Annotated in this window: 20 protein-coding genes; 5 read left to right on the plus strand and 15 right to left on the minus strand. The window is 40.6% G+C overall.

Annotated elements, in window-relative coordinates:
• Nucleotides 1–24: 24 nt before the first annotated feature.
• Nucleotides 25–1149, minus strand: coding sequence for a magnesium chelatase ATPase subunit I (gene bchI, locus RMZ41_RS00410; RefSeq protein WP_322643486.1), 1125 nt, complete (start codon nucleotides 1147–1149; stop codon nucleotides 25–27).
• 226 nt (nucleotides 1150–1375) lie between these two features.
• Here bchI and RMZ41_RS00415 point away from each other — a divergent pair, with 226 nt between their 5' ends.
• From RMZ41_RS00415 to RMZ41_RS00425, 3 genes are all read left to right on the plus strand, one after another.
• Nucleotides 1376–2476 (plus strand): HindVP family restriction endonuclease, encoded by a 1101-nt coding sequence (locus RMZ41_RS00415; protein ID WP_322643487.1) that lies wholly within the window; start codon nucleotides 1376–1378, stop codon nucleotides 2474–2476.
• A gap of 4 nt (nucleotides 2477–2480) precedes the next feature.
• The gene (locus RMZ41_RS00420) at nucleotides 2481–3479 is read left to right on the plus strand and encodes a DNA cytosine methyltransferase (RefSeq protein ID WP_322643488.1); all 999 of its coding nucleotides are present in this window, start codon (nucleotides 2481–2483) and stop codon (nucleotides 3477–3479) included.
• 541 nt (nucleotides 3480–4020) lie between these two features.
• Nucleotides 4021–5244 (plus strand): glycoside hydrolase family 10 protein, encoded by a 1224-nt coding sequence (locus tag RMZ41_RS00425; RefSeq protein ID WP_322643489.1) that lies wholly within the window; start codon nucleotides 4021–4023, stop codon nucleotides 5242–5244.
• Nucleotides 5245–5597: 353 nt separating this feature from the next.
• On the opposite strand, the gene RMZ41_RS00430 is transcribed toward RMZ41_RS00425, so the two are convergent.
• The 3 genes from RMZ41_RS00430 to RMZ41_RS00440 all read right to left on the minus strand — a co-directional run bounded on the left by RMZ41_RS00430 (nucleotide 5598) and on the right by RMZ41_RS00440 (nucleotide 7254).
• Nucleotides 5598–5870 carry a PIN domain-containing protein gene (locus tag RMZ41_RS00430; protein ID WP_322643490.1) on the minus strand — a complete coding sequence of 91 codons (273 nt, stop codon included), beginning with the start codon at nucleotides 5868–5870 and terminating at the stop codon, nucleotides 5598–5600.
• Nucleotides 5851–6114: a hypothetical protein gene (locus tag RMZ41_RS00435; RefSeq protein WP_322643491.1), complete on the minus strand. Its 264-nt coding sequence runs from the start codon at nucleotides 6112–6114 to the stop codon at nucleotides 5851–5853. The genes RMZ41_RS00430 and RMZ41_RS00435 overlap by 20 nt, the downstream gene beginning before the upstream one ends.
• A gap of 402 nt (nucleotides 6115–6516) precedes the next feature.
• Complete coding sequence (locus tag RMZ41_RS00440) at nucleotides 6517–7254, minus strand: Ycf66 family protein (RefSeq protein WP_322643492.1); 738 nt, start codon at nucleotides 7252–7254, stop codon at nucleotides 6517–6519.
• 357 nt (nucleotides 7255–7611) lie between these two features.
• Between RMZ41_RS00440 and gndA the strand changes: the two genes are divergently transcribed.
• The gene (gndA, locus tag RMZ41_RS00445; RefSeq protein ID WP_322643493.1) at nucleotides 7612–9042 is read left to right on the plus strand and encodes an NADP-dependent phosphogluconate dehydrogenase; all 1431 of its coding nucleotides are present in this window, start codon (nucleotides 7612–7614) and stop codon (nucleotides 9040–9042) included.
• A 508-nt stretch (nucleotides 9043–9550) separates the two neighbouring features.
• Here the strand turns inward: gndA and RMZ41_RS00450 are convergent.
• The 6 genes from RMZ41_RS00450 to cax form a co-directional block, all read right to left on the minus strand.
• On the minus strand, nucleotides 9551–10495 hold the full coding sequence (locus RMZ41_RS00450) for a PstS family phosphate ABC transporter substrate-binding protein (protein ID WP_409874708.1): 945 nt from the start codon (nucleotides 10493–10495) through the stop codon (nucleotides 9551–9553).
• A gap of 39 nt (nucleotides 10496–10534) precedes the next feature.
• Nucleotides 10535–11686 (minus strand): CHAT domain-containing protein, encoded by a 1152-nt coding sequence (locus RMZ41_RS00455; protein ID WP_322643494.1) that lies wholly within the window; start codon nucleotides 11684–11686, stop codon nucleotides 10535–10537.
• A gap of 21 nt (nucleotides 11687–11707) precedes the next feature.
• Nucleotides 11708–12613, minus strand: coding sequence for a DUF1822 family protein (locus RMZ41_RS00460; protein ID WP_322643495.1), 906 nt, complete (start codon nucleotides 12611–12613; stop codon nucleotides 11708–11710).
• Nucleotides 12613–13347 carry a hypothetical protein gene (locus RMZ41_RS00465; RefSeq protein WP_322643496.1) on the minus strand — a complete coding sequence of 245 codons (735 nt, stop codon included), beginning with the start codon at nucleotides 13345–13347 and terminating at the stop codon, nucleotides 12613–12615. The genes RMZ41_RS00460 and RMZ41_RS00465 overlap by 1 nt, the downstream gene beginning before the upstream one ends.
• Before the next feature lie 689 nt (nucleotides 13348–14036).
• Entirely contained in the window at nucleotides 14037–15176 is a 1140-nt protein-coding gene (locus RMZ41_RS00470; protein ID WP_322643497.1) for a serine/threonine-protein kinase, read from the minus strand.
• 196 nt (nucleotides 15177–15372) lie between these two features.
• The gene (cax, locus tag RMZ41_RS00475) at nucleotides 15373–16464 is read right to left on the minus strand and encodes a calcium/proton exchanger (protein WP_322643498.1); all 1092 of its coding nucleotides are present in this window, start codon (nucleotides 16462–16464) and stop codon (nucleotides 15373–15375) included.
• Nucleotides 16465–16990: 526 nt separating this feature from the next.
• On the opposite strand from cax, the gene RMZ41_RS00480 reads away from it, so the two are divergent.
• Entirely contained in the window at nucleotides 16991–19705 is a 2715-nt protein-coding gene (locus RMZ41_RS00480) for a DUF3536 domain-containing protein (RefSeq protein ID WP_322643499.1), read from the plus strand.
• Here the strand turns inward: RMZ41_RS00480 and RMZ41_RS00485 are convergent.
• From RMZ41_RS00485 to RMZ41_RS00505, 5 genes are all read right to left on the minus strand, one after another.
• On the minus strand, nucleotides 19693–19830 hold the full coding sequence (locus RMZ41_RS00485) for a hypothetical protein (protein WP_322643500.1): 138 nt from the start codon (nucleotides 19828–19830) through the stop codon (nucleotides 19693–19695). The two genes, RMZ41_RS00480 and RMZ41_RS00485, sit on opposite strands and share 13 nt — an antisense overlap.
• Nucleotides 19831–20145: 315 nt before the next feature.
• Nucleotides 20146–20391 carry an HNH endonuclease gene (locus RMZ41_RS00490; RefSeq protein ID WP_322643502.1) on the minus strand — a complete coding sequence of 82 codons (246 nt, stop codon included), beginning with the start codon at nucleotides 20389–20391 and terminating at the stop codon, nucleotides 20146–20148.
• A gap of 7 nt (nucleotides 20392–20398) precedes the next feature.
• On the minus strand, nucleotides 20399–21496 hold the full coding sequence (locus RMZ41_RS00495) for a Gfo/Idh/MocA family oxidoreductase (RefSeq protein ID WP_322643503.1): 1098 nt from the start codon (nucleotides 21494–21496) through the stop codon (nucleotides 20399–20401).
• 33 nt (nucleotides 21497–21529) lie between these two features.
• On the minus strand, nucleotides 21530–21997 hold the full coding sequence (locus RMZ41_RS00500; protein WP_322643504.1) for a DUF4870 domain-containing protein: 468 nt from the start codon (nucleotides 21995–21997) through the stop codon (nucleotides 21530–21532).
• 81 nt (nucleotides 21998–22078) lie between these two features.
• Complete coding sequence (locus tag RMZ41_RS00505) at nucleotides 22079–22213, minus strand: hypothetical protein (protein ID WP_322643591.1); 135 nt, start codon at nucleotides 22211–22213, stop codon at nucleotides 22079–22081.
• Between the last annotated feature and the right edge of the window lie 8 nt (nucleotides 22214–22221).

Consider the following 22221-nt stretch of genomic DNA (forward strand, 5'->3'; position numbering starts at 1 on the left):
CTCTTAACTCCTAACTCCTAACTTTTAACTCCTAGCCCCTAACTTTTGACCTGTGCCGTTTTTCTGTGCAGTATCATTTTCTGGTAGCTCTATGCCAAAGATGCGGCTAAAAACTTTGGCGACTTTGTAGCCAGAATCAATGGATTCTAAGGGGTCTTTCCGTAATCTGTGACGCAAACATAAGGTAATCACACGGCAGATATCATCAACTGTAACTTCAGTACGTCCTTCATAAGCTGTTAAGGCTTTGGCGGCGCGGTTACTAACAATGTCACCCCGCAAACCATCTACATCCAATTCAGAACAGACTTCAGAAATTTTTACCCGCAGATCGTAGTCAATTTTCACTTCTGGTAAAAGCTTTTGAGCATTGACAATTTGCTCTTGCAATGCTTCTTGCTGGGCTTTGTAGCTTTCGAGAAAGACTGGAGGATTTTGGTCAAAATCCGCCCGTTGTTCTACGATTTGCACCCGCAAGGCTGGTTCTTTTACCGTGTGAATTTCTGCGTGCATTCCAAAGCGATCGAGCAGTTGGGGGCGTAGTTCGCCTTCTTCAGGGTTTCCAGAACCCACAAGAACAAAACGCGCTGGGTGACGGATAGAAATACCTTCCCGTTCTACAGTGTTCCATCCACTGGCGGCGGAATCGAGTAGTACGTCTACGAGGTGGTCATCTAGTAAGTTAACTTCATCCACATAGAGAATGCCCCGGTTAGCCTTTGCCAGCAGTCCTGGTTCAAAGGCTTTGACACCTTCAGATAGAGCTTTCTCGATGTCGATTGTGCCACAAACTCGGTCTTCTGTGGCTCCTAGCGGCAGGTCTACCATTTGGACTTTTTTGTGAGTTACAGGAATTTCTGCCCCTTGTTCTAAAAGTTGGCGGACTTCATCGCTCATCAAATCGGGGTCGCTAGGATCGCTACTGAAAGGGTCATTGGCAACCACAGAAATTTCTGGCAGCAGATCCGCTAGCGCCCGGATAGTTGTGGATTTACCGGTACCGCGATCGCCCATGATCATTACACCACCAATTTTGGGGTCAATCACGTTCAATAGGAGCGCCAGTTTCATTTCTTCCTGGCCCACAATTGCCGTAAAAGGAAATACAACGCGACGCGCGCTTGCCGTGGATTGAGCAGTTGGACTCACTAAATTACCTTAACAATATTTTTCTTATTACAGTTTTCTATTGTGACACAGTTAGGGTGTGGAATAAGTTAGTAATTTTTTAAGCATTATTAAATACATTGTCTTAAGTATATGCACTAAAGTGATAATTCTTGATGATAAACACATATCATATCAATAATAGTGTCGCGGCAAAATCACTTTTTGCAGAAGATGCCATTGAAATGACTATGTGACTAAGAGAGTAATGAATCAAAATACAGTACAACCTGGTCTTTTTGGATTAGCTAAATCTAATAGGGATTTCTCTCAACCTAATAGTTGGGGAAAAAATCAATTTAATAATTCTTTTCCTGCTTCATTGGCTTGTTATATGCACAGTAAAGGGCTACAGCTAGTCTATTTAACTCTTGATAAAAACCTAAAAATTAAACATATAAAAATTGATGTAACTGAAATTTTTGGTATTACGCCACTATCTCCCAACTTATTTTTTGCATTTGAAAGTGATTATCTTCCTTATAGAAAGCTAGTTATAGGAAGATTACTACGAGTAGACTTAGTTACATTAAATACTTTGAGTATTGATACTTGCTTACGTAGCATAGAAATTAAATTAACAGCTTTACCAGATAACTCGACTTGTCGCTTACCCGATCATAAATATGGTTGTGAAATTGTTACTCGTCCAGATACCATAGTTTATTTAGCATTAAGTATTGCTGATAAATTTCAAGATTCTAGAGAACAAATACTTAAATATCTTGAACCTGTTTGTAGTGAAATTATTGATTGGATTAGTATTCCTAATATGCTTCCTTATATTTCAAGATTGATAGAAAGTCTAGATAATTTACTTTACGATCATATAGAAATGCAATCTCCATTAGTAATGCAGCCAGTATGGAAAACTGTAGGAAAAACATCAAAGTTATATCAAAACTGTTTAGATATATTTATTTGGAGTGATTTTGGTTTTACTAGATTGTTTTTTGATGTTACAAAAAAATTACTAATTGGAGCAGAAAGTATTCAACGCCATGCGCGAACTGTAATATGGCTGGCAAAAATGTTATATGAATTTGCCACAAATGGTAAAATACCGCACGCATCGATAATTGATATACTGACATATCATACTAAAAATGATAAAGCTTTTGCATCAAGTGGATTAAATACTCATCCTTATATGATTTGTGATGAATTGATCAAACCTAGAATTATGAAAGAAGAGATTGGAAATATTATCTTAGGTGGAGGACAAACTTACTTAAGCCCTGAGAGAAGATTTGATGGTATTATTCTAAGTAATCCAGAAATATTTGATGAAGATTTAAAATACATATAAAAGTATGGAAGAAAAATATAAAAATAATATAAAAATATCTTCAATTAGAGTTTTAGACCTTTTCGCAGGTTGTGGAGGGTTATCTTTAGGGTTTCAAAATGCTGGATTTAACATTTTAGCCGCATTTGATAATTGGAAACCAGCTATAAATGTTTATCAGAAAAACTTTAGCCATGAAATTTTTGATTACGATCTTAGTAATTTGAGTAGAAATTATGAAATTTTTAGAGAAATCTGTCCTGAAATTATTATTGGTGGCCCACCTTGTCAAGATTTTTCTAGCGCAGGCAAACGCGATGAGAATTTAGGAAGAGGAGATTTAAGTATTGTATTTTCTGATATAGTTACAAGTGTTATTCCTCAGTGGTTTTTGATAGAGAATGTAGACCTCTTTCGTAAAACTAATAAATATAAACAGGTTAAAGAAATATTTAAAAGTGCTGGATATGGTTTAAGCGAAATAATTTTAGATGCTAGTCTGTGCGGTGTCCCTCAAAAGCGAAAAAGATTTTTTTGCTTTGGAGAGTTCCAAGGAAAAGACGGAAGTCTAGAACCTTACTTGAATAAAAGGTTAGCAGATAAACCAATGACTATTAGAGATTATTTAGGAAATAAATTAGAAATTCAATATTACTACAGACATCCAAGAAGTTACCAAAGAAGAGGAATTTTTAGTATTGATGAACCTAGTCCAACAGTAAGAGGAGTTAATCGACCTATTCCTAAAACCTATAAGAAACACCCTAAAGATCCAGTCGGCGTTACAGAAAGCTTGCGTCCATTGACTACAGTTGAAAGAAGCTACTTGCAAACTTTTCCGGAAACATTTATTTTTGAAGGTACAAAAACAGACCTAGAACAAATGATAGGAAATGCTGTACCAGTTAAGCTTGCAGAGTATGTTGCTCAAAGTATACTTGAATACATTAAAGATAATTTTAATAACTCTATAAGAATTGCAGAAAAAACTTATCTTTCAGAATTAAGTTTAAATAAACAATAAAACGGGAAATTAAATTTATAGTTTAAATCTCTCAAAGTGTTTTTAACTATTCATAAGTTTAGATTATTATTCTCAAGGTTTAAATCAACTTTTTAGTAGAAATTTGTGCATCAGTGATTATCATTCCTATACATTTGTGATTTTATTTTTCGGAAGTCCCAAAGAGAGATGGAATATAAGGAATACTTCTCTATGAGAGGCTACGCAGAAGACAAGTGCCCAATATTTCTTTATTAGAGGCTACGCCAAAAGCAATGTCAACTGTAAACTGAGCTAGTTGAAGGGTCGAACTACTCAGTATAAGTGTCCTATTCTTCATTTCAATCTTTATTGGGCACTTAATGACTACTTGCTGCGTCAAGCATCTTATCGGTCTGCTTTAGTTTTTATGGTGCAAAAGTTCCATAAGCAGGGAACAAATAACTACCAACTAATCAATTTTGTACTAAGCATAAATACTTGTACACTATATGATTAGTAGATTCAATCGCAAAAGCGAACAATATGGCGTGTGTGGGTAGCTAATGCATCATTCAAATCTATGAAATCACCTTTTATTATTCAAACTTGGCGGCGAATACTCAAGTATCTTTTTCCAATTCTCATTTTAATATCCTTTGTTACGGTATTGCTGGTAGACAGTTTCACTCCTGCAATTAGCCAAGGTTGGGGCTTTGGCGCGATCGCACAGATACCCCGTCAAGAAATTCGTGGGGTTTGGATGACCACCAATGATTTTGACACCCTCAAGGATCGCGCCAAAGTCCAGGATGCAGTAAGTCAATTACGACGGCTGAACTTTAACACAATCTATCCTGTAGTGTGGAATTCTGGTTATGTAATGTATCCTAGTGCGATCGCACAACGTGCAGGTATTCAACCTTTTATCTACAAAGGTTCAGATGGACATGATATTCTTGCAGATTTAATTAATCAAGCCCATCGCAAAGGATTGCTAGTAATTCCCTGGTTTGAATTTGGTTTCATGGCTCCTCCAACGTCAGAATTGGCACTGAATTATCCTGATTGGTTCACGCAAAAGCGTGATGGTAGCCAAACTTCCATCAGTGCGGCGGGTGAGGTGATGTGGCTCAATCCGTTCCTTCCACAAGTGCAACAATTCATCACCAATCTCGTGCTAGAAACTGTCACTCAATATGATGCCGATGGTATTCAGTTTGACGATCACATGAGTTTGCCCAATGAATTTGGCTACGACCAATATACAGTTGCTTTGTACACCAAAGAAACCAAGAATGCTCCCCCAAAAAATTCCCAAGATGCGGCATGGGTAAAGTGGCGGGCAGATAAAATTACGGCATTCATGGTACAACTTAACCAAGCTGTGAAACAGAGAAAACCCCAGGCGATTTTCTCTGTTTCTCCTAATTACTATGATTTTGCTTACAAGTTTCACCTGCAAGATTGGCTGAGTTGGATGCGACAAAATATTGTGGACGAGTTAATTGTGCAAGTTTATCGTCCGAATCTACAAAGCTTTGTGGCTAATATTTCTCGCCAAGAAATTCAAGAAGCCCAAAAAATAATTCCCACTGGAATTGGGATTATGACTGGATTACGAAATAATCCAGTTCCCATGCAGCAAATTAAATCTCAAGTGCGGGCTGCCCAAGAACGTGGTCTAGGCGTAACTTTCTTTTATTATGAAAGTCTTTGGAACGATGCTTTAGAACCCTTAAAGGAGCGACAAGTTGGATTTGGAAGTCTCTTTCCATCTCCTGCACTCCGCGCCAAAGTTGAATAACTTTTCTGTTGAAGATTATGTTCTTGTAATATAAATTAAGGTTTTGACATCTAATTGGTAGTACCTTGCCTCTAGCAAAGGCTCAGATTCCCGGCTTATTTTAAAAGTCGGGAACCTTGTTATAACCACTTCAGATGTGTGCTTTTATTCATTCTGATGGTACTGCGATCGCTGCATAAAATCGACAGAGCAACTTTTAATTGCAATCAAAGCACTTCAGCTTGACTCCAATCTTGCAACTCTAGTGCTTCAACTCTACCGAAATGGCGCTGATTATGAGTAATCGTAACTAGTAGATTATTGGCAATAGCAACCCCAGCAATGAGCAAGTCAATATCGTCGATGGGAATCCCTTAAAGGCGCAAGTTTGCGTAGATATCTGCCGATAAGGTGACTGATTGTTCAGTAAGGGGCAAGACAGTGTTTTGAGCTACAAACTCCAAAAATAAAGCGAGTTGCTTTTGGGCATCACGGTGCTTTAAGCCACTGAGAATTTCGTAATAAGTGATGATACTAATGTTGATTTGACGATAGGTTATCAAGTAAGTATAAAATTTAGCTACTACATTGGTATTGCCTCGAAAGAACAAGGACAAAATATCAGTATCAATCAATGCTGGTTTCACGGTTTCGTCTTTGAGAAAATGCTTGCTGACGACGGATAGCAATCTCGTCTGAAAATTCGCCGTATGCCTCATCTGACATATCGCTCCAGCAACCTGCGAACTGCATAATAGCAGCAGCGTTGTGGCTGTTAGTTTCTGAGCTAAGTCTAAATCCGTGAATCATCTCATAGAGTTGTGCTAACTTAGCATCTGGGATTTGCTGCACTTCTTTTAAGACTTTAATTCTCCACTCAGAATCCTGCATTACCTAATCTCTCTTAATTTTCCAATTTTTATTTTTAATATAACTAACGCATTCCCCACGACTAAAGTTGCGGAATTTTAGTAAGCTGTCGCACAATTATTGTACTTTTTAGAGCCTATAACTTTCAAAAGAGCGATCGCCGGAATTAAAGTCTTTATTCATACATTTAATTCTACATAAATATCTTGGTAATTAGTTAGACAGTATATATGTTTGGGAATACTGACAATTAGGGTAATGGATTGCTGTAATCCTTTGAGTTAGAGCTAGTTCCAGCCTCTCCCCTAAAGCCCATGTAGAGAAAACCCGTAGAGAGAACACAAGACAATAGTCTTTCAGGGATAGCTGATGGAAATAGTGAAACCCAACATTATATTAGGCTAACACTGGGTTTCACTACATTCAACTAGCTTGATTCGGTGGTATTTGTTCAGGTGGCGTTTCCGCAGGGGGAGCGAGTACCGCATCCGGCGCAATTTCTTCTACGGGAATCGGTTGCTTGTCCTCAATTTCAAAATCTGGTTGTGCTGCTTCCACTAATTCGGGAGATGGGGGATTTGGTGGAATCGCTTCTGGTACAGTTTCGGTTTTGGCTTCAGTGTCGGTAGTAACTGTGTCCTCTGCTGGTTGTTCTGGTATAGCAGTAGTATTGTCGATAATCTCAACAACAGGTTTCTCTGCCAGAACAGAAGTAATGTCTTCAGGTTTGGGGGTTGCAGGTGGCTTTTTAGTGCCAGTCTGTTGCACTTTATCTTTCACGCCGCTAAAGGTGCTACCAAGACCTTTTTGCAACTGACCCAGCCGTTCTTGAAGGGAGAACTTATTTACCTGTTCCTGAATGCCAGTTTTCACCGTCTCAGGACTGGGTACTTGGGTTTGTTGTGCTTGGGGGGTTAGTTGGCGACGTAATGATAGAGTTTGCCAGCCAAACCAGACTAAAAGAGCCACGCTAGCCACATGACCAAGCAATAAACCTCCAGTAATGCGTGGTGCAAACACCCATAAGACTAAGGCATAGAATAGTCCTACACCACTCCAGATAAAGTCATTCTTGCGGTGGATTTCTGGAAAAAAGAAAGCTGCTATGTAAATGGCTAAACTACCAAAACCGACCACCAAAGCTAGAACAAATGCCAGCATTATTTGGTTACTCCTTTGACTAGGGATTGGGGATTGGGGATTGGGGACTGGCTATTGGGAACTGGCGATTGGGTATTAGGTATTAAGAAGAAAAACTAATTCAGTAAATTAAATTCCTTCCTAGTCCCTAGTCCCTAGTCCCCAGTCCCTAGTCCCCAATCCCTAGTCCCTAAACTAACAATTTTGCAAATTTTACAAGTCAATTGTTGATTTAGATACAATTTAAAATTAATTATCCGTGTTAGTTGTGGATTTTTGTCGTTTATTCAAGTCTTAAGGTCTTCTTTAGGAGAGAACGGAAAATATCGGACTACCCTTAAAGTAAAAGGATCTGCAAGAGTTAGCCAGAAATTTTTTATGACACTACAAAGCTTTGGTGTGATTGGATTAGCCGTTATGGGTGAGAACATCGCTCTAAACGTAGAGCGCAATGGCTTCCCAATTGCAGTTTACAACCGCTCCCGAGAAAAAACGGATGCGTTTATGGCGCAGCGTGCGCCAGGAAGGAACGTCAAAGCCGCTTTTACTCTGGAAGAATTCGTTGCCTTACTGGAACGTCCCCGCAAAATTCTAGTAATGGTGCAAGCTGGTAAGCCAGTGGATGCGGTGATTGCTCAACTCAAACCCTTGTTAGAGGAAGGCGATATCATTATCGACGGTGGCAACTCTTGGTTTGAAGATACGGAACGACGCACTCAGGAATTAGAACCCGCAGGGCTTCGGTATCTTGGTATGGGTGTCAGTGGCGGTGAAGAAGGGGCGTTGAATGGCCCTTCACTAATGCCCGGAGGTACAACAAGCTCTTACGAGTATCTATCACCAATTTTCAACAAAATTGCTGCCCAAGTCGATGATGGCCCTTGTGTAACCTATATTGGCCCTGGTGGTTCTGGCCATTATGTCAAAATGGTACACAACGGTATTGAGTATGGCGATATGCAGCTAATTGCTGAAGCCTACGACTTGCTGAAAAATGTCGCTGGATTAGACCACAATCAGCTACATGAGGTGTTTGCTGAATGGAACACCACCGATGAACTCGATTCATTTTTGATTGAGATTACGAAGAATATCTTCCCATATATTGACCCAGAAACAAAAAAACCCTTGGTGGATTTGATTGTTGATGCAGCCGGTCAAAAGGGAACTGGACGCTGGACTGTGCAAACTGCATTGGAATTGGGAGTTGCTATTCCTACAATTACAGCAGCAGTTAATGCCCGGATTATATCTTCAATTAAAGAGGAGCGGGTTGCAGCATCTAAAGCCCTTACAGGCCCCAGTGGCAAGTATGACGGGCAAACCAAGGACTTTATCAATAAAGTACGCGATGCTCTCTATTGCTCAAAAATCTGTTCTTATGCTCAAGGGATGGCATTGCTATCCACAGCTTCAAAAACATATAACTGGAATTTGGATCTGGGCGAAATGGCGCGGATTTGGAAAGGTGGTTGTATTATTCGCGCTCGCTTTTTGAATAAGATTAAGAAGGCTTTTAGCGAAAATCCAGCTTTGCCTAATTTGCTGTTAGCTCCCGAATTTAAGCAGACAATTCTCGACAGACAAACTGCTTGGCGGGAAGTGATTGCAACAGCAGCAACAGTAGGAATTCCAGTACCCGCATTTAGCGCATCTTTGGATTATTTTGACAGCTATCGCCGCGATCGCCTACCTCAAAACTTGACTCAAGCACAACGCGATTACTTCGGCGCACATACTTACCTGCGTCTTGACAAGCCCGGAAGTTTCCACACTGAATGGGTACCCATTGCTGAAGCTAAGAAGTAAATTTTCACACATCTGTATCAAGATACTGTGAAAGGTTAAAAAGTTTCAGAATACAGTTTTAAGAGTGGCTCTGAGTTTCAGAGTCACTTTCTTTTTAGGGAACTCTAAAAAATAAATTATAGCAAGGGACTGGGGACTCGGGACTGGGTGAAAAGTCCTTTTGTGTCTAAGTTTCATCATCTGTTGATGTCCTAACCACCAAGGCTTGTGCTATATCTAATTTTTGGAATTGGAATTAAAACTCAATACGGTTCAGTTAAAAGTTATTGGTGTAGATAATTGGTCTTTAAAGACGCGATTTATCGCGTCTCTACATGAGGATTTTGGGCTGAACTGAACTGTATTGAATTAAAACTACTTTTCTTCCCCCTGCTTCCAATACGGTTCGGATAAGCATTTTTCATTTTCCTTGTGGTCTGGGGAAAGGGTAAAGGATGTATTCAAAACCTTTCCCCTTTTCCCTTTCCCCTTTAACCGAACCGTATTGCCCCTGCCCCTTGCCTCTTGTTCAACGAATACGCACAAATCCGGCTTCATTCATCAGTTTTTGTCCCTGAGTTGTTAGTAGCATATTGGCGTATGCCTCGCCAGCTTGTTGTTCTAAACTGTTATTATTATTCTGCTTAATTATGACAAACATCTGGCGTGTAATTGGATACTGACCTGTTTTGAAAGCATCAATGTTTAACTTATTTCGTTGATTGGGACATTGTTCTGCTTTAATGAAAGGTTCTGTGTAAGGGGCGACAAAACTGTTCCCTTGTTTTGCAATTGGCAGTGGCTTAATCTTACATTGGGGGACGACTTCGGGAGCCGAAGCGTAGTAAATACCACCGCGATCGCTAGCTAATTTTTTCAGCCCATCTGTTGTATCGTAAACGTATACTACGTTACTTCCTAGTTTTTCACCACTGAGAACGTTGTTTGCAAAGAATTCTACAGTGCCCCCATCTTCAAAGCGACGGGAGTAAGCAGTAATTTTGAGGTTAGGGCCACCAATCTGATTCCAGTTAGTTATTTTACCAGTATAAATATCTTTGATTTGCCCCAAGGTTAGCCCTGAAATTTGGAGATCAGGGTGAACTGCGATCGCTAATCCTTCCAAAGCTACTGGAATTTGTTTTAGACTCAAGCCTCGTTGTTGAGCTTGTTGATACTCCCTATCTGCGATCGGGCGAGAAGATTGAGCAAAGGTGAGTTGTCCTTCCAACAACATCCGAATTCCTGTACCGGAACCTGGTGTAGAATTAATCGCATCTGTATAGCGTAATTCAAACTGCGGATGCGCTTTTTTAATTTCAGGATCTACATATTGCCGAATTGGTGCCCAAGATGTGCTACCACCATAAAACCATGTTCCTTCGGGAGCAGTTACCGAACTAAAATCGGAGTTGACTTTTTTCCCAACGAAATAAGCAACACCACTACCGACAATCACACCAAGCAAACCAATTAATAACCAGGGCTTGATATTTTTCTTTGGTTGATGAGTTTAATTCTCTGGCTTGATTGAAGTCGCCTTTGGCGGAGAACTTTCGCGTAATCCTTGCCAAGTCAAGGGTTCAACATTAGCTTCAATACAAATTGTTGGCAACCAAATTGCGCCTGGATAATCAGATTTAAAATGTTCTAGGCGTTTGCGGGCTTTTTTTACAGAAGTAAATAGTGACTTATTATTATGGGTAAATTCTTGGAAAAAGTACCTTAAAAAATCTACTGCTACGGGATCGGGAACAGGTTCCCGCATGATAATAACTTGAGGTAAATGTATTTGAGCAAGTTGGTTAGCTAATCCTAAACCATCACAAGAATTAAAAATTGCCAATTGTAATCCTTTATCAATAGCTTGTTTCAAAGCTTCCTTAAATTCCTCAATAGTCAAACTTTCTTTGTCGTTAAGTTCAATCCAACCTATTTGCCCATCTTCTTGACTGCCACTATGTCCTGTAAATACGAAAATATGATATCCTTGTTCATCCCAAAGAGCATCACACAAATCCCGGCGGCTAGGCTTAATTAAACAGCGTACCTCTACTCCATCTGTCTCTAAATCTTGAATTACCTTTAAGTCATCTTTTGTATTAATGCCATCACTTCTACCCACAGCAACTAAAATTCTGACTTTTGTACTTTGAGGAACTAGTTTATTTATCTTAAAATTGGAGCTTTTGGGGGCACTGAGGGCAACTTCGGCGTTGGGATAGTGTTCTTCTAATAAATTCCATGCTTGCCAAGGAAGGCGGCGTAAACCGATATCTTTAGCATCAATGATTACGCGAATCTCATCATTTGACTGATGTAATTGTTGTGCGATCGCAATTAATCTATCCCGGATTGGTTGCCACCTATTATCTCCACAATTGAGCCATTGATTCAGATAATCTTTAACTGCTCCCGTATGTTCTGCATGAGAATGAATCGTCACACTTTTGGGTGTAAGACGCAACCCTGGTGCAGGAGCAACATAAGAGCGTACAGCTTCGATTTGACGATAAGCTGACTGCCATTCATTAAAGGATGATTCTAAATCTGGTGGCAATGGAGGCAAAAATCCTTCCGTTTCTTCATCCAAATTCTTTGCCGTCAGAATTACCAGAAACCCATCTTGTGAGTTGTGTCTAAGTTTCAACTTGACGATCGCCATTCCTGTCTCCTTTTGTTTGTTTTAAACAACAAACTCTTCCGTCAAACTTGTTTCCCCTAACACTATTTTGACACTGAATTTTTCCTCGTGCTGGCAGCTAAACTCCAGTTGCATCCAGTCGTCTGCACTTCTGGCTTGCACTTCCATACCAGTGTTCCCGGCTTCATCAAGGACAATCATTTGTAAATTTGGTGGTAGATGAATCGAATCATCACCGGGATAAACCCGCAGGCGAATATCAAAAACTTCGCTATCTGTAGAAGTTAACTGCAATAACAACAGTACTTGGCTTTTTAGGTTAATCACCTTTGCCCGACTGATGGAGTTAGGGGAAGAGCGAATTATTGTGCTATTGCTTCTAAAATTGTTAGCAAAAACTAACTCTGGGGATTGCCAATCTGTCTCAAAAATTCCTGTAACCCATTGACGCAGATTTATTAATAGCGTTCGTCTATATATAATCTCGAAAAGAGAATCAAAGGATTGCAGTTGTGCTATTTGCAGTATTGCCGATGATTCCGTCATCTCCCTTGCTGGCAAAAATCCCAGTAGTTCTACAGAATCTAATTGCTGACTAAACTGAACTCCTACATAACCAATGCGTTCTTGTGTCATGGTTGGCGGCAAAACTATAGTAGCCTCACCCGGTAACACTGGACGACATTCAAGCTTACCAACACCAGGCAAGACTAAATCAGCAACATCAAAAATCGCCCTTAAAGCACGATGCCAACTGTCACCTTGATTTAGTGCTGTCTCAACGTTCAGCCATTTGAGGTAGCTATGAACGGCATAGACAGCCAGGGTATTCAGATAAACTTGTTTTCCCTTTTCGGGGTTATCTTGCTGGGCGGCAAATTCCTCAGCCCAACGGTGGGCATTTTTCGGGAGAGGGACGCTTAAAGTATGTGGTTGTGTGTTAGTCATTAGTCAGATCCGAAATTCATACCAATTTCTTTTAATAGGGGAAGGCAATTTTTCTTCCAGTGGGAGTAGAGAGTTTGATTGCTTATATTTAACTCTCTGGCAATATCAGCGATTTTATGAGGTGGTTGTTGAATAAGTAAGCGCATTGCCAATAAGTGACAATGACATTCGGGATTTTTGCGGGGATGACTAGCTGTTAATTTACCCTCATCGTCTTGCTCAATATATCGCCAGATGCGTTTACCAAGTCTCTGACGCTCAACTTCCTGGATTTGGGCAATTTTGATATCCAGCAAATCTAAAGAAATATTTGGTGATTGAGGGTCTGGCAAGATATTGAGCAGGGTTGTTTCATCACCCTCATCGTTACGGGTAAGTCTGTCTAAACTTAGAGTATAATTAATATCTAGTATATATAAATCTTTAATGCGCCACCTGAGATAGCCATTAATCCAGATTACTAGGCTTTGTTGTAAAGAAGGCGATACTCCTTCCCTTCGGGACGCTACGCGAACGGAGTCATTTCGTGAACGCGCTTCAAAAGAGCAAATCTTCCGGCTTACCCATTCCCAAGTTTGATTTAAGGCTTCTAAATAGTCTTGGTGTCCAGATTTATAAATGCCAGGGAGTTTTTGAATAACCATCAGCAGTCTATTTAATGCTTTCTGCCTTTCTAGACTGGGGTCTGGGTAGCAGCATACCTCATCAATAAGTTTTTGAAGTTGTTCATCCACAACGGTTTTTCGTGCCTGTTAATTACTTACCCGAAAGACAAGAAAGCTTTTGCTGCTTGAGTTTACCTGATTTTTCATTCACTTATTCCTTTATCAAAAAATTTTTATTCCTCTAGATATAGAAAATTCATAATCGCATTACACGCAGTGAAGCTAAAACCCAAAAGCCTTGGAACTTAAGGTTTTAGACCGATTTTTTCATGAACAACAAGATCCCCGACTTCATAAAAGTTGTCAGGGATCTGACATTTTAGAGTAATTCATTTCATAAAAATCAAAATACTGGATGTAAATCTAATAAGAGTCCCAAGCATAAAACTTGTCGTATCTAATTAAGAAACGCTATGTTTTGCGTTTCTACAGATTTTTTTGGTTTAGGGCTTACACTACCAAAAATATCAATACACACACAATACTTGTCGGGATTTGGGGAAAAGGGGAAGAAAAAACCTTTAACCTTTTCCCCAAATCCAATTCCAAGTTAAAAATGCTTTACCCGAGCAGTATTGAATACACTCATGAGAAAAACCTTAATAGGGTTCAGTTAAGGCTTAACGCTTTGCCAAAGTAAATTTTTGAACGTAGACGCAAAGCGGCTTGCCGCAAAGTACGCAAAGTAAGAGAAGGAAGAAATGCTTAACTGAACTCTATTGAGAAAAACCTGACTTCGATATAAGGTTAATAAAATTTTAAGGGTTATTATTACCAAGATATTTGGCTTTTAATTCTTCTAATTCTTCATCTAATTTGCTTTTATTCGTAGGCTGAGATGTCGGATTTGTTGGTTGTATTTTATTTGGTTGAGGTTTGTTGCCACCCAAAAATTGAGTTTTCAATTCCTCTAATTCATTCTCAATTTGGCTAGGAGATGGCGATACAAATGTAGCTGGAGAATTAGGTGGTGATTGAGGGATGGATTTTTGCGATATCGCTGGCGTGGCTATTACTTGCGACTGGTGATTTAAGTCGTTGAGAACTTCATCCACTGTTTGATAACGCCGAATGGGAATACTTTCTAGCATCTTGTTGAGAATGTGACTCAACTCCTTACTAACAGGGGTTTTCAAATATTGCTGCCAAACCCAAGCATCGTTGTGGGTATCATAAGAATCGAAAGGCGATCGCGCTGTCAATAAATTAATACAAGTCGCGCCCAAACTATAAATATCGCTGGCGAAAACAGCCCTACCTCTCATTTGTTCAGGAGCTACATATTCTGGACTACCAATACTTGTACCAGTTTGATTTAAGGCAGCGCCAGTGGCAGATTTTGCAGCACCAAAATCTACTAGTACTAGTTTGTTATCCTTCTCACGTAAAATAATATTTTCTGGCTTAATATCGCGGTGAATCACGTGTCTCGCATGACAAAATTGCAAAACTGACAATAAATCATTCAATAGTTGCCGGATTTGCGTTTCATTAAAAGCACCCAGATGTGCCAATTCCTGGGCTAAGTTTTGCCCGTCGATAAATTCTTGTACAAGATATTGCCGAGCTTCTTGGGTAAAATATGCCAGTAATTCGGGAATTTGAGGATGTTTCCCCAATTCATCTAACCGAACCGCTTCTTGGTTAAATAACTCTACAGCCTTTGCAAGAGTGTTAGTGCCTTGGGATTGGGGATAAAATTGCTTAATTACGCAGCGTGGTTTTGACGGTTTATCCTCATCCACAGCTAAGAAAGTTTTGCCAAAACCACCTTGTCCAATTGGTTTGATAGCACGGTAACGTTCTTTGAGGAGTAATTTAGAACCGCAAGTCCGACAAAACTTGACATCACTGGGATTTTCAGGCTTGGGACAATGGGGATTAAGGCAGTAGCTCATACAGGCGATCGCTCTTATATGTTTCTATTTTCTCCTGTCCCAGGCAAAAGCGGTTTAGATTCGCCAACTATCGAGATAGGTAATTAAAAAATTCATCAACCATAATCACGAAAGACACCGAATAGCCCGTCGTAGACATCACTTTGGACTAAACTATAAGCGATCGCTACGACGGGCTACGTCTACATACTGCTAACTACCCCACAACATCCATAACTGGATGGAAGAAGAAGGCGAACCCCAACACTGTATAAGCAGCTAATAATAAAGTGCCTTCGAGCCAATTGGATTTACCATCAGAACTAATACTGTTTGCAATCAACACTGACACAACCACAGCTACTAATTCAAAGGGTTTGAAATCCAAATCCATTGGTTGTCCCAATATCCGCCCCGCTATTACCAACACGGGTGCGACAAATAGGGCAATCTGCATACTCGATCCCACAGCTACCGAAAGGGAAAGATCCATCTTATCTTTCATCGCCACGGTGACTGCTGTGGCGTGTTCAGCCGCATTACCGACGATGGGAACCAAAATTACCCCTGTAAACAGCGCCGTCAAGCCTAGCTGAGATGTGGCCACCTCCAGAGAATCGACCAACATTTCTGACTCAAGTGCCACTAGCAAGGTACATACTAGCAGCACGCCAACCCACAACATCATATTTGGTTTTTTATGAGGAATCTCCTCTTCTTCTGTTTCCGCAACACCCACATCATATAAATAGGAGTGGGTTTTCATCGAAAATAGCAGCGTTAAAGCATAAACCAGAATTAATACTACAGCAACAGCAATAGAAAGATTTTGCAGTGTTTGTTCGTTAATTCCTTGAGAGGTATAATTCATCGCCGTAGGCATCAAAATGGCAATCACTGCCAAATTCATCGAGGCAGCATTCACCCGCGCCACAATTGGCTGAAATGTCTGTTCTTTGTAACGCAGTCCTCCCAAAAGCATGGAAAAACCCATTACCAGTAATAAGTTGCTAATAATCGATCCCGTGATACTGGCTTTAACTACATCTATTAAGCCAGCATTCAGCGCTACTAAGGCGATGATTAGTTCTGTTGCATTGCCAAAGGTGGCGTTTAACAAACCCCCCAATGATGGCCCCACTACCACAGCAATTTCTTCTGTGGCTGTACCCATCCAAGCTGCTAAGGGCAGAATTGCTAATCCAGCTGTAATGAAAACTATTAATTCTCCCCACTCCAGAAAGTGGGCTACTAGGGAAACTGGGATAAACAGTAATAAAACGAAAAGAATAATGTTTTTGGTTGACATTTGTTCTTTTGGGTTGAGGGTATCATTCACAGCGAGCAATCCTAAATTTTAAATTGGAGTGTTGAATTAAAAATTACTTTCACTCATCACTCCCATAGGATACTCTCAACATCCTGTAGACCAATTCAGAAATTGTACTGTTTTCAGTTCACTACAGCTTATGTAAAATAAGATTGCGATTTAAAGAGTTTTTGTAATCTTTCGTTGCAAAACTATGAATTTGAGCCAAGATATTACACCAAAAATGGGGTTTAATATATTAAAAGACAATTAAAATTTTAATTGGCGCTACTAACGAGGAAACCCCTAACTGAATCTTTGTTCAATGGCTAATTACATTTAAGCCTTTAGGGAAAGGGCTGGGCGATAACGCAGATTTGCCACTAGAATGAAGAAGATTTGTCAAAAATTTAGTTAGATTCCATAGTTGTTGTTTATACCGGATTTTGCGCTCAAACCATTGGAGAAAGGTTTACGCACAACGTTTTCGGTGCAACTGTAAGTTTTTTGTTTTGGATAAATATACATGACTTCTGCTGCTGAAATGCCGGCTAGCTCTGGCTCAACGTTAACATTACATTCAGATCCTAATAACACTAGAGAAACCGATCCCCTGAGAAAGGCTAATGGTGTTTATGTGACGGTGCATGGTCATTTTTACCAGCCACCAAGGGAAAACCCTTATCTGGACGCAATTGAACGCCAACCGAGCGCTGCACCTTTCCATGACTGGAATGAGCGGATTCATTGGGAATGCTATCGCCCGAATGCCTTTGCCAGAGTCTTAAATGACCAAGGTGAAGTGGTGGGGATCGTCAATAATTACGAGTATTTTAGTTTTAATATCGGGGCAACGCTGATGTCGTGGCTAGAACGCTACGATGTGGAGGTTTATCAGCGTATTTTAGAGGCGGATGCCAAGAGTAGCCAACGCTTGCATGGTCACGGCAATGCGATCGCGCAAGTATACAATCACATCATTATGCCTTTGGCGAATGAGCGCGACAAATATACCCAAATTCGCTGGGGTAAAGAAGACTTCCGCTCCCGCTTTGGGCGCGATCCCGAAGGGATGTGGTTAGCGGAAACTGCTGTAGACTATGCAACCCTAGAAGCTCTTGTTGCTGAGGGTATTCGTTTCATTATTCTTGCACCATCTCAAGCACTGCGTTGTCGTCCTCTCCCCACTCCAGATCGTCCCCATCCTGAATGGATCGAAGTTGGCGGTAGTCAGATTGATTCTACTCGTCCCTATCGTTGTTATTTGAAACCCACACTAGATACTTCATCTTCACCTCTGAGTGCAATCGCCGATAGCCCCAAAGACAGTAGTAGAGAAGAATTACCCTACATTGATATCTTCTTCTACGATGGCCCGATATCGCGGGATATGGGTTTTAGTGATGTGGTTTATAATTCCAGTCACTTTGCCGGACGTATCGGTTCAGCGGTGCGTGGGGATCATCGTCCAGCACAGTTGATTTCTGTGGCGACAGATGGGGAAACCTTCGGACATCACAAGAAGGGAACAGAGAAAACTTTAGCCTACGCCTTTACTAAAGAGTTTCCTCAACAAGGTTGGACGGTAACGAACTTCGCCCACTACCTCAGCCTAAATTCTCCCAGTTGGGAAGTGGAATTGAAGTCAGTCACAGCCTGGAGTTGCGCCCACGGTGTCGGCAGATGGGAAGATGACTGTGGTTGCGGTGGAGAAGGCGGTGTCTGGCATCAGAAATGGCGTCGTCCCCTGCGGGATGCCCTAAATTGGCTGCGGGATCAACTAACTGATGTTTATCAGGAACATGGCAGACAGTTATTTCGCGATCCCTGGCTTGCACGAGATGAATATATCCAAGTATTGCGCGATCGCTCTGCTGGCAATGTCAACCGTTTTCTCGCCCGTCATCAAACCCACAAACTAACAGCAGCCGAACAAGTAGACGCTTTGCGCTTATTAGAAATGCAGCGTCACGCTTTGTTAATGTTCACTAGTTGCGGTTGGTTTTTTGAAGAAATTTCCCGTCCAGAGGGGACACAAATTCTGCGCTACGCCGCCCGTGCTTTGGAATTGGCGGGGGAAGTGGCTGGCGTGCAGTTAGAAAAAGGTTTTGTCAAACGCCTTGGTTTAGCGCCTAGTAATGTGGATGACTTCAAACACGGTGCAGAAATTTATCGGCAACTCGTGTTAACTGCCCAGCTTGGCTTTAAGCAAGTTGCAGCCCATTACGCCATTACTTCCCTATTTAGCAATCACAAACCAGCACAGACGCACAATTTGCCTAGAAAAGATGCTGCTGATAAACAGTCTCAGCGCTACCACAAAAAGGTTTATTGCTACGCTGCAAATGAGTTAGATTACCAACTGCAACGTATGGGATCGCTAACTCTGGCTGTGGGAAATTTAAAGCTGGTATCAGAGATTACTTGGGAAAGCGAGCATTTGGTATTTGCTGTTCTCCATTTGGGAGGCTGGGATTTCCACTGCTGCATTCAACAATTTAGCGGGCGGCGTGAGTACAGCCAAATCAAAGAAAAGCTGTTTGGGGCACTAAAACAAGCTAGTGCGGCTCATACCATCTCGGCAATGACACAGCTATTTGGCGAAGATGCTTTCAGCTTACAGAATCTATTTGCTGAAGAACGCCACCGGATTATGGGGCTGCTGAGTCAGGAAACACTGGCACGTTTAGGACAGTTGTATACTCAAGCCTATCGTGATAATTACGGTGTATTAATGGCGTTTCACCGAGATGAACTAGTAGTACCACAAGAGTTGCAGGTAGCAGCCGATATTGCTTTAGGGCATCGCTGTCTGCTGACATTGCGATCGCTTGAACAAGAGATTGCCGATCCCCAAAAGAGTTGGAGTCACATCTTAGAATTAGAGGCGATCGCGACTGAAGCAAAACATCTGCGTTGTCGGCTGAATATTCCCGACGGTAAGCAGATGTTAGAACAGTTAATTGCGCGATCGCTCTGGCAATTGTTGCACGATGCCAATGATAGCTTTAATGCAGATATCCAACTATTGGAGCGATTGATTGATGTCGGGGATCAACTAAATATTGACATTTCCCTACAGCGATCGCAAGAACTCTATTTTAGTTGTCTGCACAGTCAGATAGCGCCGGTGTGCATTACTAGCGTTGGAAATGAAGCAGATAATCAATGTCTTCAATTACTCAAATTGGGTAAAAAGTTAGCCGTTGATGTTAGCGCGATCTCAAATCAGTTGAGATAGATGTAGGCTAGAACGATGAAAAGTGCTGAGTGCTGAGTGATGAGTGCTGAGTTATAAAGACCGCCCACAAGGGGCGAGGCTTTTACCGTAGTGCGGAAGTACTGAGTAATCTTCTTATTACTCATTACTCATTACTCATTACTCAGCACTCATCACTCATCATTTAACCTGGGAGCGATCGCAATGGTAGGGATAAAGCCATTCACACTTAAAGAGTCCGCGGGTATGCTTCTCAAAAAAGGTTCCTGCATGGCGGCCAGGTGATATATCGATCCCAGCTTTCGTTTTAACCTCATATAACCAGGGAAAGGTTATTACTAAAACAGTCATGAAAGTGAAGAAGTAAAGAATTGTAGTTTTAATGTTGGGGAATCTTCGAGAATTGCTATTGTGATTTTGAGGCATAGAAACTAGAAACGAATAGCCCACACTATCATAACCTAAAGCTCAAAATATCGTCGAAAACGTGGATCGATATTATCTGTTTTCTGCTGATTGCAGCTAAGACAGAGAGTTTGTAAATTACTGATATCATTTTGACCGCCACGGGCAAGGGGAATGATATGGTCAATGCTAAGGTGAGTTTCTGTAGTAGTTTTACCGCAGCTTTGACATTGATATTTGTCACGTTCAAAAACGTATTTCTTGACTTCCGGCGGGATAGGAATACGGGGAGTTTTGTTCATTTTCTCTCTAGTGGTTAAGGAATTCTTCTAAACTAGGTACATCTACCCAACTCGCTTTTGTATGCGATTCATGAGATAAATCCATCAACAATTGAGAATAAATTCCTTCTCGTAGTGATGGGGTAATTTCCTGATTGCGTTCAATTCCTTGTACCCATTCATCTACTACGCGGATAAATGCAGAAATGCGCCCATCAGCATAATTTTTGGGAAAAATCAATCGATTTGGTATTTCTATTTCCGTCAAGGGTTTACCTGGCTGGGAACCCCAAACACGAAAACCGTGGATATAATCTTTTTGATTTTCACTACCTACAATTAATGTACCGCGATCGCCATACACTTCTACCCAATGGGTTCTTGGTGCATGAACAACCGCACTGATAGAAAGTTGGCAAGGTGTACCATTAGCTAATTCCAGTGTTAATATACAGTTGTCATCTGTATTCACTGGTTTAGATTCTCCACTCACAGGGTCAATTCGTGTAGGAATTGCAGTAGTTAAATAGGCGTTTAATCTCCGAACTGGCCCGAATAACCAGTGAATATAATCGAAGGCGTGGGAACCTAAAGATCCTAATGCACCGCCTCCTTTTTCTTTGTCAGAATACCAATTCCAAGGGCGTGAAGTATCAGCACGAGAAGAACCTAACCAATCAATTTTAATTAAGCGTAACTCACCCACATAGTTTTCTGATAGTAATTCAGCAAATAACTGCCATGCTGGTACAAAGCGAAATTCAAAATCTACAGTCGCAATTACGCCTTTTGCTTTCGCTAACTGATAAAGTTCTTTAGCTTCAATTGCATTTAAGGTTGTCGGTTTTTCTAATAATAAATGTTTTCCAGCTTGCAGTACAGTTTTTGCCATTTCATAATGTAAAAATGGCGGCGTAGAGATGCTGACTGCTTGCACTTCTGGTAACGCCACAATATCCGTAAGTGAGTCGGAGACGTGGGGAATATTATGGGATGCTGCTATGGCTTTGGCTTTATTGATATCTCTGTGATAGACAGCAACTACCTCAGTCTGAGGATGTGCTTGAAATCCAGGGATGTGAACTTTTTGACCAAATCCAGTGCCTGCGATCGCAATTCCAATCATATAATTTTTCTTCCTATATTTATGTGATTTTTATTATCGTAAAACTCTAATTGTCAAAGGATAACGATAATGCTCACCTTTGTAAGCTTTGACAGAGGCAAAAGTAACTACAAATAATTGTAATACTAGTTTGAATGAGAATAATGACATAAGTACAATTATCAAGCCGTCTAAAGTGTTTTTTATTTGATTAGATGAGCCGTTGTTAGTCACAACTATACTCAAGCTAGTTAATAATAAAATTAAAGATATTGCTATGACAATCAAGGTATATAGTGTTAAAGAAAATTGAAAATTTAAGGATTCTTTTCCTTGTAAATCAATCCAGGGATATTGAGCTTTTTTAAAGCGCCAAATCATCAGGGGTGCTAAAAGGTTTAAAGGTAAATATAAAGGAATGCCAAGAAATACTATAAAAACTAATAATATCCATCCTAACAAAGCCGAGAAATGACACCAAACCGCCCATATACGCATTTGTTGTTTAGGTTTTTGTCTCATGGCTTTTTATGTGTAAGTGGATTTTTCAGATAATTGCCCACTGTAATTATCTATAAAAAGCCAAAAAAGAGCAAAAATAGCTTAAAAGCTGAGTATTTCTCTTTCATAGTTTTTGGGAAGAGGTTCTATTTCCCAGACTATACCTTCTTGTGGCAGCAGCGCAACTTCTAAACTAAAGCGATCGCGTAACAAGCAACCAGATTTTGGGATACTCAATAAGCAAG

The sequence above is a fragment of the Nostoc sp. DedVER02 genome (genome assembly GCF_034530675.2).
Classification (GTDB): Bacteria; Cyanobacteriota; Cyanobacteriia; order Cyanobacteriales; family Nostocaceae; genus Nostoc.

Coding starts and splice junctions, on each gene's coding strand:
- RMZ41_RS00485 (WP_322643500.1), bottom strand. CDS start 19,830: ATGAGTAATAAGAAGATTACTCAGTACTTCCGCACTACGGTAAAAGCC.
- RMZ41_RS00500 (WP_322643504.1), bottom strand. CDS start 21,997: ATGAGACAAAAACCTAAACAACAAATGCGTATATGGGCGGTTTGGTGT.
- RMZ41_RS00470 (WP_322643497.1), bottom strand. CDS start 15,176: ATGAGCTACTGCCTTAATCCCCATTGTCCCAAGCCTGAAAATCCCAGT.
- RMZ41_RS00420 (WP_322643488.1), top strand. CDS start 2,481: ATGGAAGAAAAATATAAAAATAATATAAAAATATCTTCAATTAGAGTT.
- cax (WP_322643498.1), bottom strand. CDS start 16,464: ATGTCAACCAAAAACATTATTCTTTTCGTTTTATTACTGTTTATCCCA.
- RMZ41_RS00435 (WP_322643491.1), bottom strand. CDS start 6,114: ATGCAGGATTCTGAGTGGAGAATTAAAGTCTTAAAAGAAGTGCAGCAA.
- RMZ41_RS00440 (WP_322643492.1), bottom strand. CDS start 7,254: ATGCTGGCATTTGTTCTAGCTTTGGTGGTCGGTTTTGGTAGTTTAGCC.
- RMZ41_RS00415 (WP_322643487.1), top strand. CDS start 1,376: ATGAATCAAAATACAGTACAACCTGGTCTTTTTGGATTAGCTAAATCT.
- RMZ41_RS00460 (WP_322643495.1), bottom strand. CDS start 12,613: ATGACTAACACACAACCACATACTTTAAGCGTCCCTCTCCCGAAAAAT.
- RMZ41_RS00490 (WP_322643502.1), bottom strand. CDS start 20,391: ATGAACAAAACTCCCCGTATTCCTATCCCGCCGGAAGTCAAGAAATAC.
- RMZ41_RS00455 (WP_322643494.1), bottom strand. CDS start 11,686: ATGGCGATCGTCAAGTTGAAACTTAGACACAACTCACAAGATGGGTTT.
- RMZ41_RS00425 (WP_322643489.1), top strand. CDS start 4,021: ATGAAATCACCTTTTATTATTCAAACTTGGCGGCGAATACTCAAGTAT.
- RMZ41_RS00495 (WP_322643503.1), bottom strand. CDS start 21,496: ATGATTGGAATTGCGATCGCAGGCACTGGATTTGGTCAAAAAGTTCAC.
- RMZ41_RS00480 (WP_322643499.1), top strand. CDS start 16,991: ATGACTTCTGCTGCTGAAATGCCGGCTAGCTCTGGCTCAACGTTAACA.
- gndA (WP_322643493.1), top strand. CDS start 7,612: ATGACACTACAAAGCTTTGGTGTGATTGGATTAGCCGTTATGGGTGAG.